We start from the raw sequence: 14,882 nt of genomic DNA, 5'->3' as shown, positions 1-14,882 counted from the left end.
ATCACTTAAAAAAACCGTTAAAATGGATGATTATTATTCGGAAATGTTGAACTAATGTAGCACTTGACTTATTTTCAAGAGGCTATACATAAACCTATAGAATTTTGAAATGAGAGCTTTTTACAAAAACAATAACGGATTAATTGCCATTACGGAATGGATTCCAAACTGCTGGATAAATATTGAATGCCCTACCAAAGCAGAAAAGAAATATTTACTCGAAGAGTTACAAATTCCCGAGGCATTTTATAATGACATCGAAGATATTGACGAAAGACCAAGGATAGAAATAGAAAATGGTTGGACTTTGATCATTATGCGAATTCCTGTTAAGAGTAACGATGTGAAGTTGCCTTTTCATACGATTCCTGTTGGAGTTGTTTTTAAAGGAGAAGTTTGCATCACCATCAGTTTTCATAAAACGGAAATGCTTACGGATTTTGTAACCTATACTACACGCAAGAATATCAACATTAAAGACAACTTCGATTTAGTGCTGAAGTTATTGCTTTCCTCCAGTGTTTGGTTTTTGAAATACTTAAAACAAGTCAACCAAAAAATAAAATTAGCCGAAGACAATTTAGAAAAGTCAATTAAAAATGAAGAGTTGCAGGCGTTACTTCAAATGGAAAAATGTTTGGTATTCTTTATGACTTCCTTGAAAGGGAACGATATTTTGTTGCACCGGATCAAGAATATAAAGTCACAAAGGGGACATTTTGATTTGGATTTACTGGAAGATGTTGAGATTGAACTGCGTCAGGCACAAGAAACCACTAATATTTACAGTGACATCTTAACAGGAACTATGGATGCGTATGCTTCTGTGATTTCTAACAATATGAATACGATTATGAAGCAGATGACTTCGATTTCGATTATTCTGATGATTCCAACATTGATTGCCAGTTTGTATGGAATGAATGTTCCTAATGATTTAGAAGATAATCGCTATGGAATATGGATTGTTATTTCCGTATCAGTTTTGTTATCTGCTTTTGGAGTGTTTTTGTTTAAAAGAAAAAGATGGTTTTAATTTTAAATTAATAAAAATCTTACTTTTTTCGGTTTTTGATTCAATTAATTTTATATACTTAAGCAAATAATTAAATACTATAAAAATGAAAATTTCAAACAGAGACATAAAAATATTTTTTTTAGGATTTACTACACTTTTTATCATAGAAACAATCTATGATTGGGACTCTACTATTGGTGAGATTCAAAGAGGTTGGGAAGCAGGCTCAAAATAGATTCAGAGCAATCGAAATTTTTTACGCTCATCTTTTCTTTTAAACAGAAATGGAATTATTTTTAATAAATAATTATTAAAAATAATTCCATTTCTGTTTTGAAATCTAAAAATAATAAATAACTTTGTACTTCAAAGTACTTTATATATGAGTCAAAAAATCCAAGAAGATTTATCGCATATTCGTTCCATGATGGAGCGCTCTTCCAGATTTATTTCGTTAAGTGGTCTTTCAGGAGTATTTGCGGGGTTATTCGCATTAGCAGGATCAATTTATGCGTATCAATTATTTAAAAATAGTGGTATTGAATATTTTAATGGTAAGCAAAAGGTGTATAGCTATGATTTAATAATCGAATTAGTTTTCGTTGCTTGCGGAATTTTAGTCTTAGCATTAGGATCAGGTATATTCTTTACTTTGAGAAAAAGTAAAAAGTTTGATTTGCCGGTTTGGACCAATACTACTAAAAAAATGTTACTGAATCTAGCGATTCCTCTGCTGGTTGGAGGCGTGTTTTGCATGGCACTCTTATACCACCAGTTATTCGCTCTGATTGCTCCTGTTACTTTATTGTTTTATGGTTTAGCACTTATTAATGCCGGGAAATATACTTTTTCTGATATTAGATATTTAGGCGCTTGTGAAATTATTCTAGGATGTATTTCCCTTTTTTATCTTGGTTTTGGTCTTGTTTTTTGGGCAGTTGGATTTGGAATTTTACATATTCTGTACGGAATAATTGTGTTCAAAAAATACAAATAGAAATGGGAATCATAGATAAATTAAATAAAGATTTCGAAAGTCGGGTCAGATTAGGCATTATGTCTGTTCTGATGGTAAACGATTGGATTGATTTTACTGAAATGAAATCTTTATTGAATATCACTGATGGAAATTTAGCAAGTCATTCTTCGGCGTTAGAAAAATCTGGATACATAGAAGTTAAAAAAGAATTTGTTGGTAAAAAACCAAAAACGTCGTATCGAGTTACCAATATTGGCAGAACTGCTTTTATTTCACACTTTAATAGTCTGGAAAAATTGATCAAATCGAAATAACCCTTTTTTTTAACTTTATACTTTGAAAAGCAAAGTACTTTTAAATTGTTAATTATGAAAAAACTTGATTTTATTTTAGTCAGCAGTTTGGTTTTCACACTGCTTTTTTACAAGGAAGATTTGGGTCTCAATTGGGCCATTTTCGGGATGGTGCAAACCGCCTTAATATGTTATTTCTTTCAAGAGAAATTTACCAGTAGGTTGCATTTGATTTTAATAGTTACATCGGTTCTGTCATGCTTTGCATTTGCATGGTACGGAGATTTTTCTTCATTTTTTGCTATGGCTTTGTCGATAATCTTTTTACAATTCAAAACTCAGGAACCAAAACTTAAATTGTTACAGGCTCTTCCTTTGGTGTTGATCAACGGAATCGCTTCGTTAGGTCGCATATTGATGTTTAGTCAATATCTTCCTAAGCAAAGAGTCAATAGCGGTTTTGCTAAAAAACTGATTGCTTATTTTGTTATTCCAGTCCTATTTTTTGGATTATTTTTAATCGTATATTCTTTTGGAAGCGATCATTTTTCGTCTTTATTCACGGGTTATTATTTAGATATCGATGCGTGGCAAGCTTTTGTACTGACCGCTTTAGGATTTTTCATTTCATTCACTTTCTGGAATTATTGGATTCCTGAGATTTGTTATGAAAAGAATGATTTACTGGACAATGATTTTAAGGAAGGAGCCAAAACGCAAAATCAAAATTCATTTTCTTTTTTGGATATTGATTTTGAAAGAAGAAGTGGCGAGATTACGTTGTTTCTTTTAAATATTCTTCTTTTGGTTTTCATTGCAACTTATAATTACGAACAGTTTTTTGAAGTGGTCAAAAAATCTAAATTAAGTTCTGATACACATGAAAGAGTAACTGCCGTTATTTTTTCAATTATAATGGCGGTTGGTGTTCTTTTATTCTATTTTAAAGGAGGGTTTAATTTTGATGAAAAAGCTAAAAACCTTAAAAAATTAGCTAAGATTTGGATTCTGCTAAATGCAATTTTAATCCTTAGCACTTTTATTAAAAACTCAGAATATGTTTCGTTTTTCGGATTGACTTATAAAAGGTTAGGTGTTTATGCTTTCTTGATTCTAGCTATAATCGGATTGGTGATTTCTTTTATAAAAATCATCAAGCAAAAAACAAATGCTTTTCTTTTCAATCAAATGATTTGGTATTTCTACGGAACAACCTTACTGTGCAGTTTTGTCAACTGGGGAAATCTGATTACCAATTATAATATTTCGGTAAACAGAGGAGTAGAGCCTACCTTTCTATCCGGACTAAACTTTAATGATGAAGTGCGTAGAGACTATTTTTTACAAAATAAACTAGAGGGTCAATACCTTGAAATTTCAAGAGAGAAGGAAATTAGTCGTATGCAATCAAGGTCCTTTTTATCAAAAGCTTTGTATTATGAATTTTTACCGAGTAAATAAAAGCAAAATCCCATTCATTTTTGAATGGGATCTGTATTTTTTAATAATCTCCTCGTCCTTTAAATCTGGGATCATCTCTTTTGATGAATTCGGTTCTTCTTTTTGGCGCTTCCGTTTTTGGCAGGCTGGCTTCTTCTGTTTTACTGGATGGTTCAATCAATTCATTCAGCTCTTTGATTTCTGCGTCGGTCAAATCACGGTAACGTCCTACGGGAACATCCAGTGAAATATTTATAATTCGGATACGTTTCAGGGCAGTAACGTCATACCCTAAGTATTCAGTCATTCTACGAATTTGTCGGTTTAATCCTTGTGTTAGAATGATTTTAAATGTCGTAGAGCTTATTTTTTCCACCTTACATTTTCGGGTAACCGTGTCTAAAATTGGAACACCATTACTCATTTTTTCAATAAAACGATCTGTAATCAATTTGTTGACTGTTACGGTGTATTCTTTTTCGTGGTTGTTTCGAGCACGAAGAATTTTGTTGACAATATCGCCATCATTGGTCATGAAAATTAACCCCTCTGATGCTTTGTCTAAACGGCCAATGGGGAAAATACGTGTTGGATAATTAATATAATCTACAATATTGCCACGAACTTCTAAGTTGGTTGTGCATTCAATTCCAACAGGTTTATTAAAAGCTAAATAAATAGATTTCTCTCTTTTCTCTCGAATTAATTTCCCGTCAATTCGCACTTCATCATTTGGAGATACTTTTGTACCTAATTCTGGGACTACTCCATTGATGGTCACGCGACCTTCTTCAATGATTTTATCTGCCTCGCGGCGAGAGCAATATCCTGTTTCTCCTATAAATTTGTTGAGGCGTTTAAGATTTTCTTCCATATTGCAAAAGTAATGAATTTGGAAATAGTTATATGAGTTTTAAATAATCTTTGTCATATTTCGACAAAATAGAAATCTCATCACTCTATCAAATTGTTGTTGAATTTTTGGGTTGGTAAAAGTTGAAAAAGTAAAATAGTAGCTTTTCATGAATTTATCCTAATGTGACATAACAAATTACTATTCAAAAAATGTAGAATAAAGTATTAGTCAGTTTCAAATAAAAATTGAATGACTTTTTTGTACAATTGCTCATCATGCATGCTATGGCCTAAGCCGTTAGTTTCGATGAAAATCGAGTCTTTCCATGTGCTAGCAATTTTTTTTCCTTCTTCAAATAAAACAACTTTATCATCGGTGTCATGTGCGATAAAACCTTTTGTTTTTATTTCTGATGCAAATTGTTTACCAGAGAATTTTTCAAGTTTCAGCTTAAAATGGTTTAGATAATGTGCTTCTAGACCTTTTGAAATTTTAGAATTTAAACTCAACATTGTAATGTAATTGTTAAGAATAATTTTAAAATCACTTGGAGAGCCTAAAATCACCATTTTTTCAATGCTGTTATTTTGATAAACGGATTGGTAGTACAGGCATGTTTTTCCACCTAAAGAATGACCAATGAGGTATAGTGGTTTGAATTTTTGAACTATAAAATCAATAGATTTGGCATATTGGGGGATATTAAATTCCTTTCCACTAGATAAACCGTGGGCAGGAGCATCGATTGCTATAATGGTGCTTCCTGATTTTTTTAAATAGGGTAACATTTTTTTCCAACGCGAGGCGTTACTTTCCCAGCCGTGTACGAGCAGTATAACCGTATCGTTTCCTTTCCACGTATACGTTTGAATATCATTTCCGTCATACTGAAAAGTTTCAGTTTTTGTTTCCTTTAGTATTTTAGGTAGATTTGCCTTTGTAAGCCTGCCTTCTCTTGGTTCGCTAAAAAGGGAATAGGCAAGTTGAGTTGCTTTATCAGGAAATACGTAGCTTAACAAATTTACGTATAAACCGACAGATTTGGTGAACAGGAAATAAAGTGATTTTTTCATAAAAAAAAAGTCCCGATGTGTATCGGGACTTAAATGTAATTAGAATTTAGAAAACAATTGTTCCATTTTCTCTTTTTCTTCATCAGCTAAGGTGCTGTCAACTAATATTCTTCCGGAATGTTCATCAGTAATGATTTTCTTTCTAGAAGCTATTTCTACTTGTGTTTGTGGTGGAATAGTGAAAAATGATCCTGCCGACGCTCCTCTTTCAATAGAAACTACTGCTAAACCATTGCGAACACTTGTTCTAATTCTAGTGTAAGCTTTCAATAATCTTTCTTCAATTAAAGCTTGGAATTCAGCTGATTTCTCAGACAAGAATGCTTCTTCTTTAGCAGTTTCAGCCATGATAGCGTCTAACTCAGATTTTTTGTGCTTTAAGTGATTGGATTTTGCTTCTAATCTTTCTTTAGAGCTCGAAATTACTTCTTTCTTGTGTTCGATAGAAGCTTTCATTTCTTTAATTTGCTTTTCAGACAATTGAATTTCTAATTCTTGAAATTCAATCTCCTTTGTCAGCGAATTAAATTCTCTGTTGTTACGAACAGTTTCTTGTTGCTTAGTATATTTTTTGATAGCTTCTTTGTGCTCATCAATTGCATTCTTTTTAGATTTGATAAGATCCTCAATAACTTCAAGTTCCCCTTTCAATTTTTCTGAACGTGTGCTTAAACCAGCCACTTCATCTTCTAAATCATCTACTTCTAAAGGAAGTTCACCTCTTACGTTTCTGATTTCGTCAATTCTAGAGTCAATTAGTTGTAAATCGTAAATTGCTCTTAACTTGTCCTCAACACTTAATTCTTTCGTATTCGCCATATTCTATAAGTACTTAACTGGATTTGAATTTTCTTCTGATAAAATAACTGCAAAATTAAGGATTTTTTTTCGAAGATACTCTACAATATAATTTTTTGTATAGCGTTCGCTCTCAAAATGTCCAATATCGGCCAATAAAAGTTTATTTTCGGCTTCATAAAACTGATGGTATTTCAAATCGGCCGTCAAATAAGCATCAGCTCCAGCTTGAATAGCATTTTTTATTGCAAAACTTCCGGCTCCACCAAGAACGGCTACTTTTTTAATTTCCTTTCCAATAAAGTTGGAATGCCGAATTCCGCCACATTGCATTTTTTCTTTAGCAAAAAGCAGAAAATCTTTTTCACTCATGGGACTTTTCAATTCGCCAATCATTCCCAAACCAATATTCTGATGCTGATTTTGTAACTCATAAATCTCATGCGCTACTTCCTCATACGCGTGGCTTTTGAATAATGCTTTCAGGATTTTGTTTTCCAAATGTTTTTCGAAAGTGACTTCGATTTTGATTTCGTCCCCTTGCACAAACTCAAATCGCTCGCCAACCTGCGGATTGCTTTGCTCATTTCCCATGTAGGTTCCAATTCCTTTCGAATTAAAACTGCAGTTTTCATAGTTGCCAATATTTCCTGCACCAGCATCAAATAACGCATTTCGCACTTCTTCGGCATTTTCAGGAATGGTAAAAGTCACTAATTTCCGAATGAATTTTTGTTTTGGAATCAGGATTTTAGTATTTACTAGCCCTAATGCATCACTGAATATTTTATTCACGCCTTCTTGATGATTGTCTAGTGCGGTATGAACGGCGTAAATGGCAATATCATTTTTTATAGCTTTAATGATGGCTCGTTCCACGTAGTTTTTTCCAGTAATTTTTTTCAAACCGGAAAATAATATTGGATGAAAACAAACCAGTAGATTGCAATTTTTTACAATCGCTTCGTCAATTATATTTTCTAAAGCATCATGACAAACTAAAACTCCTGTTGCTTCTGCTTCTTGGTCACCAACCAATAATCCTACATTGTCAAAATCTTCGGCATAGGCCAGTGGTGCCATTTCTTCGAGGACGGTAATAATTTCTTTTATTTTCATGATTATTTGGTTTTAGCCTAAGATTTAAAGTTTAAGGTTTGATTAACTTTAAACAGTAAACAAAAGAAACAAAATTTTAAATCAAAGATAATTTATTCTACTTTCGTAAAATGAATTTACTTCGAAAATTACTGTTTCCATTTGCCATATTATATGGTTTGATAACAAGTATTCGGAATTTTCTTTTCGATAAATATATTTTAAAATCGTACTCTTTTGATTTGCCTGTTATTGCTGTCGGGAATCTTAGCGTTGGCGGAACGGGTAAAACCCCCCAAATTGAATATTTGATTCGGTTGCTTTCTGATAAATATAAAATCGCCACATTAAGTAGAGGGTATAAAAGAAAATCCAAAGGTTTTATTTTGGCGGAAGCCAATGCAAATGCCGCAACTATTGGTGATGAACCATTCCAGTTTTTCCAAAAATTCCCATCGATACAAGTAGCAGTTGATGCAGACAGAAAAAACGGGATAGAACAATTGCTTTCGCAAACAGAAAAACCAGAAATTATCTTGCTTGATGACGCTTTTCAACATCGAAAAGTAAAAGCGGGATTTTACATTTTACTCACTTCGTATGGCGATTTGTATTCGGATGATTTTATTTTGCCAACCGGAAATTTACGCGAAAGCCGGAGCGGTGCAGCAAGAGCAAATATTATTGTAGTCACCAAATGTCCTTTCAATCTTTCACTTGAAGAACAGGATGACATTAAAAAGAGATTAAATCTTTCGAAGAATCAAGAATTATACTTTACATTTATAGCTTATGATGATTTTATTTATGGTGAAAACCGAAAGATAAAAGTTGATGAAATTCAATATTTTGCTAAAGTATTGGTGGCAGGAATAGCAAAACCGGAACCATTTTTTTCCTATTTACAAAACCCAAATGATGTTTGTTTGTCTTTTCCAGACCATCATAATTTTACCGATAAAGACATTTTAGAAATTAAAAATTTAGCTCAAAACAACATTATTATCACTACCGAAAAAGATTTTGTGCGGTTAAGGGGAAGTGTGCCAAACGAACAACTTTTTTATTTGCCTATACAAAGTTCTTTCGTTTCGGGAAGTGAATATTTTGATAAAACAATTATAGATTATGTGGGAACAAGTACAAGAAACAGTTAGTTATATTGAAGAAAAAATTGATTTCACACCAGAATATGGCGTGATTTTAGGTTCAGGATTAGGGAGTTTTACGGATGAAATGAAAGTAGAATTTACGTTGCCGTATAATGAAATCCCAAATTTTCCGGTGTCTACAGTGCAAGGTCACAAAGGTGCATTAGTTTTTGGAACAATAGGTAACAAGAAAGTTGTTGCTATGCAGGGACGTTTTCATTTTTATGAAGGGTATACGATGACGGAAGTTACTTTTCCAGTACGAGTGATGAAGTTTTTAGGGGTTACTAAACTAGTAGTTTCAAATGCATCAGGTGGTGTAAATCCAAGTTATAAAGTAGGTTCTATTGTTATGATTACGGATCATATCAATATGACACCAGAACATCCTTTGCGTGGAAAAAATGACGAACGTTTTGGGCCTCGATTTGTAAATATGAGCGAACCATATTCGCGAAAAATGATTGCCAAAGTAACGGAATTAGCCATAGGACTAAACATTACCGTTCATGAAGGAATTTATTTAGGCTTGCAAGGACCCACTTTTGAAACCTTGGCAGAGTATAAAATGGTAAAAATTTTGGGTGCAGACTGCGTTGGAATGTCAACAGTTCCAGAAGTAATTGTGGCACGTCACATGGATTTGGAAACTTTTGGTATTTCAGTAATTACTGATATGGGTAACGCAGAAAGTATTGGTACGATCTCTCATGATGAAGTTCTGGAAGCAGCAAAAGAAGCAGAGCCAAAAGTGAGAAGCCTTATTAAGGAATTAATTCTGAATTATTAAATCTAAATATATTCAGCAATCACGCTATAAAATTCTTCTGGTATGAACGGTTTAGTAATAACATCGTTCATACCAAATGATAATAACATGTCGCGGTTTTCATGAAGCGAGATCGCGGTAAGCGCGATAATAGGTGTGGCAGCATCAAAAGTCCGAATCAATTCTGTGGCGATTGTTCCGTTAATCCCGGGTAAATGAACGTCCATCAGTACCAAATCAAATTTATTTTTGCGAACTAAATCTATTGCATCTTCGCCGTTATCTATTACTTCACAGATGATTCGCTTATTATGAAGCATCTTTTTTGTGATCATTTGATTGATTCTATTATCCTCAACCAATAATATTTTTTTGTTTACTAATTTAGAATCGTAATCAATTTTTTTGGTTGTTTTAAATTCTACAGGAAGTTCACTTATTTTAAAGGCTAATTTAAATGAAAAGGATGAGCCTTGGCCAACGATGCTTTTTAATTCTATTCGTCCACCTAGGATTTTAATTAATTTCTTTACAATGGTCAATCCTAAGCCTGTTCCGCCGTATTTTCGATTGACTTCAATCGAACCTTGTGAGAAACTATCAAACACGCTGGTCAGTTTGTCTTCAGGAATCCCAATTCCAGTATCTCTTATTTCAAAATATAATGTTGCCGTTGTGTCCTCTAAAACATGTAGATTTGCGGTTACTGTAACGTCACCATTTTTAGTAAATTTCAGGGCGTTATTAATTAAATTTAATATAATTTGTGACAATTTTGTTGGATCACCTATTAAATAGTCAGGAATCGCAGCATCGACATTTAAACTGAAATTGTTGTTATTTACTAAAGCTAATTCTTTTAATGAGTTTTGAATTCCAACTAGAAGTTGTTTTAGGTTGAAGTTAGTGTGTTCAATTTCAATACTGTGGGACTCTATTTTATTGATTTCTAAAATCTCATTTATAAATTTGGTCAAGTAATCGCCTGAGAATTTTAGCGAAGACAAATAGTCCATTTGTGTTTTTTTGGGATTTTCTTCTAATAGTAAATGGGTGATTCCATTAATAGCATTCAAGGGGGTACGAAGTTCGTGACTTACGGTCGATAGAAATTCAGATCTCGCTTTTGACGCCTTTTCGGCTTTGTCTTTTGCAATTTCTAATTCTTTATTTTTCTCCTTTAACAGCAAATTGGACTGATTTCGGATGATGTTATTTTTGTACAATGACAAACTTAATAAGGATAAAATAGAGATCAACGCAATAGCAAGAATACTAATGAGTTTAGAGAACTTGCTAGCTTTTTCCTGTTCTTTAGTATCATTATTGGTTTGAACAATTTCTTTTAACCGTTCTGATTCCTTGAATTTTGTATAAGCCTCTATTCCCAGTCTTTCGTTATCGATAATGGCAAGGCGCTCTTTCAGATTGAGATGTTGTTTTAAATACGAGTAGGCATTGTTTTTATCTAACATTTTTTCATGAACATTACTTAAGGCAAGCAATATGTTAGATTTCTGTTCAAGATTCTCCGATTTAGCATTTAATTCAAGCGCTTTATCAAGATAGCTTAAAGCTAAATTATTTCTGTTTTTTAGTGCTTCAATACTACCGGTTTGGTACAAGGCTTCTGTTTTGGTATCTGATAAAGCAGGAGTAGTAGGAATTGCAATTATCGTCTTGAAAACCGTTAAAGCGAGATCTAATTTCTTTTTACCTTTGTAAATTAATCCTTTTTGAAGTTGAAACAATTCAGCAGCATCGGGGATTTTTAGTGCCGTATGTATAGATTTAGATTTCTGAAAGTATATAGAAGCGCTATCGAAATTTTCTTTTGCCATATAGCATAAACCAAGGTTGTAGTAAGTATCAGCTTGGATAACTGCAGGTTCTTGCATAGAGATAAGCGAACTGCTTTTTAGAAAATATTCAATTGCATCGTTATATTTTCTTAAGTCGTAATATAATTTTCCTAGGTTGTAGTTTTCAACTGCCTGATCTTTAATGTTGTTGTTTTTTTTAGCGTACTGTATTGCTTTTTGGGTATTTGACAATGCCTCTTTATAATTGTTGTTTTGAACATGAGAATAACTCAAACTATTATAATAAGAGGTGCTATCTGTATCCTCACTAGGTTGAGAATACAGCAGTGTATTTAAAAAGAGTACATAAACGAAAAACAATTTCATTTGTTACCGATTTTTTTATTGGTTATTTTTTATGCTTGTCAAAAGTATTAAATCAATTATTCGAGAGGAATACCCAATCTCATTATCATACCATCCCACTACTTTAACCATTTTGTCGATAACTGAAGTTAGCTGAGCATCAAATATACATGAATTTTTATTGCCAATTACATCTACAGACACAATAGGATCTTCGGTGTAATCTAAAATGCCTTTTAAAGTAGTTTTTGCGGCTTTATTAAAGGCCGCGTTTATTTCTTCAATTGTCACAGCGCGTTTCACGTTAAACGTGATGTCGGTTAAAGAACCATCTGGAACCGGCACTCTAATACCGCAGCCACCAATCTTACCTTCAAACTCAGGAAATATTTTTGTCAATGCTTTCGCTGCTCCAGTTGTGGTAGGAACAATAGATTGGCTAGCGCCTCGGGCTCGCCGCAAGTCCTTGTGAGGTTGGTCATGCAAGCTTTGGTCTGTTGTATAGGAGTGTATTGTGGTAATATACGCTTGTTCTATGCCGCAAAGTTCATTGATAACCTTAATCATGGGAGCTGCATTATTGGTCGTGCAACTGGCATTGGATATAATGGTTTCAGAACCGTCAAGAATAGAATCATTTACACCTAAAACGACTGTTTTTATAGTATCCACTTCTGAAGGTGCGGAGAGTATTACTTTTTTAGCACCAGCTATAATATGGGAATTCAGTTCTTCAAAAGTTTTGTATTTCCCGGTAGATTCAATTACATAATCAATGTTTAAGCTTTTCCAATCGAGGTTACAAATCTTTTTTTCGTGAAAAAACAAATAATGTTGTCCGTCTAGCAAAATCCCTTTATCATCAGTGCTAACTGCAAATGGTAAAACACCGTGTATACTGTCGTATTTTACTAGATGTGCCATTGTTTTTTTATCAGCAATATCATTGATGGCAACTACTTCTATGGATGGATGGTTTAAAAGCAAGCGGAATAAATTTCTTCCAATTCTTCCAAAACCATTTATGGCAATTCTTATTTTCAAGATCTTTATTTTATAGGCAAAGCTTATTTGATTAACCGATTAAACAAATAAACCAAGAGGTTATTTATAGAATATGTTTTTGAGCTTTATAAGAAGAACGAACTAAAGGTCCGCTTTCGACATGTCGGAAACCTAATTCCAAACCAAATTGTTCGTATTTTGCGAATTGCTCTGGAGTTATGAATTCTTTTACCGGCAAGTGTTTTTTACTGGGTTGCAAATATTGTCCTATTGTAACGATATCAACGTGTACTGCACGTAAATCTCTCATGGTTTGATACACTTCCTCTTCTTGTTCTCCAAGTCCCAGCATAATGCCAGATTTAGTTCTTTTGATCCCTTTTTCTTTCAGGTAACGCAGTACTTCCAGACTTCGGTCATATTTTGCTTGGATACGGACTTCGCGAGTCAGTCTGCGAACCGTTTCTACATTGTGTGAAACTACCTCTGGATTGGCTTCTACAATGCGGTCAATATTTCTTTCGATACCTTGAAAATCCGGAATTAAGGTTTCTAAAGTTGTGTTTGGGTTCATTCTGCGGATAGCTTTCACGGTTTCAATCCAAATAATAGAACCACCATCTTTCAAATCATCTCTGTCAACGCTCGTAACCACAGCGTGTTTAATATTCATAATTTTTATAGAACGGGCTACTTTTTCTGGTTCATCCCAGTCTACGGTTTCGGGTCTTCCGGTTTTTACTCCGCAAAAGCCACAAGAGCGGGTACACACATTTCCTAAAATCATAAATGTAGCCGTTCCTTCACCCCAGCATTCACCCATATTTGGGCAACTTCCTGAAGTGCAAATCGTGTTCAAACTATATTTATCAACCAAGCTGCGAAGCTCTGTATATTTTTGGCCTATTGGGAGTTTTACCTTTAACCACTTTGGTTTGCCTACAGGTAAAGTATTTTCTAAAACAGTTTCCATATATCATATTTTGAAGCTGCAAAGATAAGGAATGTAGTTTATTTTAGTATTGGTTTAGCCGTTTATTTGAAGGAATCACAGCAGAAGTCTTAGGAGCAGAATTTTTAGGAATCCTAAGAAATAGTTGTCCTGCTTTCGCCTTTATCTCTGCGCGCTGCTTCGAGGATATCAGCTCAATCAGGGCTATGTGAGAATTTTTTGTAAGTGTAAGGGAATTTTTTTAGAGATAAAAAAAATAGTTGAAAAAAGCTCCAACTAAATTGGAGCTTTTTCTGTTTTTTAATTCATCTGCACTGTAATGGGAAGGTTGTAAGCAGTTCGCACCGCTTTACCGTCAATCATGCCAGGTGACCACTTTGTTCGCAATGATTTCAATACGCGAACGGCTTCTTTTCCTAGTCCATAACCCGGATCTCTTTTGACTTGAATGTCACTCATGCTGCCATCTCTTTCGATTACAAAAGAAACATAAACCCGAATCGATCCAGTGCCTTCTATTTCTTTTTTTTCAAAATTATTACCTACATACGTATAAAACTTATTAATTCCCCCAGGAAATTCAGGAAGTTTATCTAGCGAAACGCTGTTAATGATCGCATTCCCTGTATCTATGGCTGTTGTTGTTTCAGCTCCAGAAGGAGAAACGGGATTTACTCCAATAGTACCTGTTCCTTCTGAAGTTGTATTTATTATGGTAGTATTGTCGGTGTTTTTTGCAATTTCTTGATTGGCTTGTGAAGCTTGAACGATTACCGGATTAACCAGTTGGGCGCTTTTAATTGGTGCCGCAACATTTTTAGTTTTTATCTCTGGTAATGCCTTTTTTGGTTCAAGCTGGTTTGGAATTATGTCAGTAAGTTGCACTATAGTGTTGGTAAAATCAGGAATGTCAATTGGGGGTGTTCGATTGGGATTAAAATAAGTAATAATTATGGGAATGCTTAAAGCACTAAATAAAAATAGAACACCCATAAAAAGGGAGGTCAATGCCGTTTTTGTACTTTCTTGACGCAACTGATACGCTCCGTATTCTTTGTTTCTGTCTTGGAAAACAAGATTAATCCAGCCGGTTTCGTAAATGCTTAATTTTGACATAATGTTTGGATTTAGTGGTTAAGTATAATTAAATCATAAGCAAAAGGTTTTTTTAATGATAACGTGCAAAATAGGAATTGTAGTATATAAATTTAGTGTTTATTTTTCATTAAATTGAGTTTATGTTTATTTATTTAACATATAGGGTAAATAATTAATACACATT

15 protein-coding genes are annotated in these 14,882 nt (G+C 33.7%); 7 read left to right on the top strand and 8 right to left on the bottom strand.

Translation table 11 applies throughout. The features are described 5' to 3' along the window. The first annotated feature begins 109 nt into the window (after nucleotides 1–109). The 5 genes from BLS90_RS03670 to BLS90_RS03655 all read left to right on the top strand — a co-directional run bounded on the left by BLS90_RS03670 (nucleotide 110) and on the right by BLS90_RS03655 (nucleotide 3,751). Nucleotides 110–1,036, top strand: coding sequence for a magnesium transporter CorA family protein (locus BLS90_RS03670; RefSeq protein ID WP_091255344.1), 927 nt, complete (start codon nucleotides 110–112; stop codon nucleotides 1,034–1,036). 85 nt (nucleotides 1,037–1,121) lie between these two features. Then, complete coding sequence (locus BLS90_RS17220) at nucleotides 1,122–1,253, top strand: hypothetical protein (protein ID WP_262488560.1); 132 nt, start codon at nucleotides 1,122–1,124, stop codon at nucleotides 1,251–1,253. A gap of 147 nt (nucleotides 1,254–1,400) precedes the next feature. Further along, on the top strand, nucleotides 1,401–2,015 hold the full coding sequence (locus BLS90_RS03665; RefSeq protein ID WP_091255342.1) for a hypothetical protein: 615 nt from the start codon (nucleotides 1,401–1,403) through the stop codon (nucleotides 2,013–2,015). Nucleotides 2,016–2,017: 2 nt separating this feature from the next. Beyond that, nucleotides 2,018–2,311 carry a winged helix-turn-helix domain-containing protein gene (locus BLS90_RS03660; protein ID WP_091255340.1) on the top strand — a complete coding sequence of 98 codons (294 nt, stop codon included), beginning with the start codon at nucleotides 2,018–2,020 and terminating at the stop codon, nucleotides 2,309–2,311. A gap of 54 nt (nucleotides 2,312–2,365) precedes the next feature. Continuing rightward, nucleotides 2,366–3,751 carry a DUF4153 domain-containing protein gene (locus BLS90_RS03655; RefSeq protein WP_091255338.1) on the top strand — a complete coding sequence of 462 codons (1,386 nt, stop codon included), beginning with the start codon at nucleotides 2,366–2,368 and terminating at the stop codon, nucleotides 3,749–3,751. A 40-nt stretch (nucleotides 3,752–3,791) separates the two neighbouring features. Here the strand turns inward: BLS90_RS03655 and rluF are convergent, their stop codons facing one another. From rluF to BLS90_RS03635, 4 genes are all read right to left on the bottom strand, one after another. Beyond that, nucleotides 3,792–4,604 carry a 23S rRNA pseudouridine(2604) synthase RluF gene (gene rluF, locus BLS90_RS03650; RefSeq protein WP_091255336.1) on the bottom strand — a complete coding sequence of 271 codons (813 nt, stop codon included), beginning with the start codon at nucleotides 4,602–4,604 and terminating at the stop codon, nucleotides 3,792–3,794. Between the two features lie 206 nt (nucleotides 4,605–4,810). Then, nucleotides 4,811–5,659: an alpha/beta fold hydrolase gene (locus tag BLS90_RS03645; RefSeq protein WP_091255335.1), complete on the bottom strand. Its 849-nt coding sequence runs from the start codon at nucleotides 5,657–5,659 to the stop codon at nucleotides 4,811–4,813. A gap of 39 nt (nucleotides 5,660–5,698) precedes the next feature. Then, nucleotides 5,699–6,478 (bottom strand): zinc ribbon domain-containing protein, encoded by a 780-nt coding sequence (locus tag BLS90_RS03640; protein WP_091255333.1) that lies wholly within the window; start codon nucleotides 6,476–6,478, stop codon nucleotides 5,699–5,701. Nucleotides 6,479–6,481: 3 nt separating this feature from the next. Beyond that, nucleotides 6,482–7,576, bottom strand: coding sequence for a Nif3-like dinuclear metal center hexameric protein (locus BLS90_RS03635; RefSeq protein WP_091255331.1), 1,095 nt, complete (start codon nucleotides 7,574–7,576; stop codon nucleotides 6,482–6,484). Nucleotides 7,577–7,686: 110 nt separating this feature from the next. Here BLS90_RS03635 and lpxK point away from each other — a divergent pair, with 110 nt between their 5' ends. Both lpxK and BLS90_RS03625 read left to right on the top strand, forming a co-directional pair. Further along, nucleotides 7,687–8,712 carry a tetraacyldisaccharide 4'-kinase gene (gene lpxK / locus BLS90_RS03630; RefSeq protein WP_091255329.1) on the top strand — a complete coding sequence of 342 codons (1,026 nt, stop codon included), beginning with the start codon at nucleotides 7,687–7,689 and terminating at the stop codon, nucleotides 8,710–8,712. After that, on the top strand, nucleotides 8,684–9,496 hold the full coding sequence (locus BLS90_RS03625; RefSeq protein ID WP_091255328.1) for a purine-nucleoside phosphorylase: 813 nt from the start codon (nucleotides 8,684–8,686) through the stop codon (nucleotides 9,494–9,496). Before lpxK ends, BLS90_RS03625 begins: the two co-directional genes overlap by 29 nt. 2 nt (nucleotides 9,497–9,498) lie before the next feature. Here BLS90_RS03625 and BLS90_RS03620 read toward each other — a convergent pair whose 3' ends face one another. From BLS90_RS03620 to BLS90_RS03605, 4 genes are all read right to left on the bottom strand, one after another. Continuing rightward, nucleotides 9,499–11,664, bottom strand: a complete 2,166-nt coding sequence (locus tag BLS90_RS03620) for a tetratricopeptide repeat-containing hybrid sensor histidine kinase/response regulator (protein WP_091255326.1) — start codon at nucleotides 11,662–11,664, stop codon at nucleotides 9,499–9,501. A 15-nt stretch (nucleotides 11,665–11,679) separates the two neighbouring features. Next, the gene (gap, locus tag BLS90_RS03615) at nucleotides 11,680–12,687 is read right to left on the bottom strand and encodes a type I glyceraldehyde-3-phosphate dehydrogenase (protein ID WP_091255324.1); all 1,008 of its coding nucleotides are present in this window, start codon (nucleotides 12,685–12,687) and stop codon (nucleotides 11,680–11,682) included. Nucleotides 12,688–12,751: 64 nt separating this feature from the next. Beyond that, a complete protein-coding gene (gene lipA, locus BLS90_RS03610) occupies nucleotides 12,752–13,621 on the bottom strand; it encodes a lipoyl synthase (protein ID WP_091255323.1) in 870 nt (289 codons plus the stop codon). A 279-nt stretch (nucleotides 13,622–13,900) separates the two neighbouring features. Then, nucleotides 13,901–14,716 (bottom strand): energy transducer TonB, encoded by an 816-nt coding sequence (locus tag BLS90_RS03605; protein WP_091255321.1) that lies wholly within the window; start codon nucleotides 14,714–14,716, stop codon nucleotides 13,901–13,903. Between the last annotated feature and the right edge of the window lie 166 nt (nucleotides 14,717–14,882).

The sequence above is a fragment of the Flavobacterium omnivorum genome (assembly GCF_900099915.1).
Classification (GTDB): Bacteria; Bacteroidota; Bacteroidia; order Flavobacteriales; family Flavobacteriaceae; genus Flavobacterium; species Flavobacterium omnivorum.
The sequence above is the reverse complement of the archived record's forward strand: the minus strand, read 5'-3'. Positions and strand labels throughout refer to the sequence as shown.

What these genes read in the sequence shown, in the direction of transcription:
- BLS90_RS03670 (WP_091255344.1), top strand. Translation starts at nt 110, where the DNA reads ATGAGAGCTTTTTACAAAAACAATAACGGATTAATTGCCATTACGGAA.
- BLS90_RS03625 (WP_091255328.1), top strand. Translation starts at nt 8,684, where the DNA reads ATGTGGGAACAAGTACAAGAAACAGTTAGTTATATTGAAGAAAAAATT.
- BLS90_RS17220 (WP_262488560.1), top strand. Translation starts at nt 1,122, where the DNA reads ATGAAAATTTCAAACAGAGACATAAAAATATTTTTTTTAGGATTTACT.
- lipA (WP_091255323.1), bottom strand. Translation starts at nt 13,621, where the DNA reads ATGGAAACTGTTTTAGAAAATACTTTACCTGTAGGCAAACCAAAGTGG.
- BLS90_RS03655 (WP_091255338.1), top strand. Translation starts at nt 2,366, where the DNA reads ATGAAAAAACTTGATTTTATTTTAGTCAGCAGTTTGGTTTTCACACTG.
- BLS90_RS03665 (WP_091255342.1), top strand. Translation starts at nt 1,401, where the DNA reads ATGAGTCAAAAAATCCAAGAAGATTTATCGCATATTCGTTCCATGATG.
- BLS90_RS03660 (WP_091255340.1), top strand. Translation starts at nt 2,018, where the DNA reads ATGGGAATCATAGATAAATTAAATAAAGATTTCGAAAGTCGGGTCAGA.
- BLS90_RS03620 (WP_091255326.1), bottom strand. Translation starts at nt 11,664, where the DNA reads ATGAAATTGTTTTTCGTTTATGTACTCTTTTTAAATACACTGCTGTAT.
- BLS90_RS03605 (WP_091255321.1), bottom strand. Translation starts at nt 14,716, where the DNA reads ATGTCAAAATTAAGCATTTACGAAACCGGCTGGATTAATCTTGTTTTC.
- BLS90_RS03635 (WP_091255331.1), bottom strand. Translation starts at nt 7,576, where the DNA reads ATGAAAATAAAAGAAATTATTACCGTCCTCGAAGAAATGGCACCACTG.
- BLS90_RS03645 (WP_091255335.1), bottom strand. Translation starts at nt 5,659, where the DNA reads ATGAAAAAATCACTTTATTTCCTGTTCACCAAATCTGTCGGTTTATAC.
- lpxK (WP_091255329.1), top strand. Translation starts at nt 7,687, where the DNA reads ATGAATTTACTTCGAAAATTACTGTTTCCATTTGCCATATTATATGGT.
- rluF (WP_091255336.1), bottom strand. Translation starts at nt 4,604, where the DNA reads ATGGAAGAAAATCTTAAACGCCTCAACAAATTTATAGGAGAAACAGGA.
- BLS90_RS03640 (WP_091255333.1), bottom strand. Translation starts at nt 6,478, where the DNA reads ATGGCGAATACGAAAGAATTAAGTGTTGAGGACAAGTTAAGAGCAATT.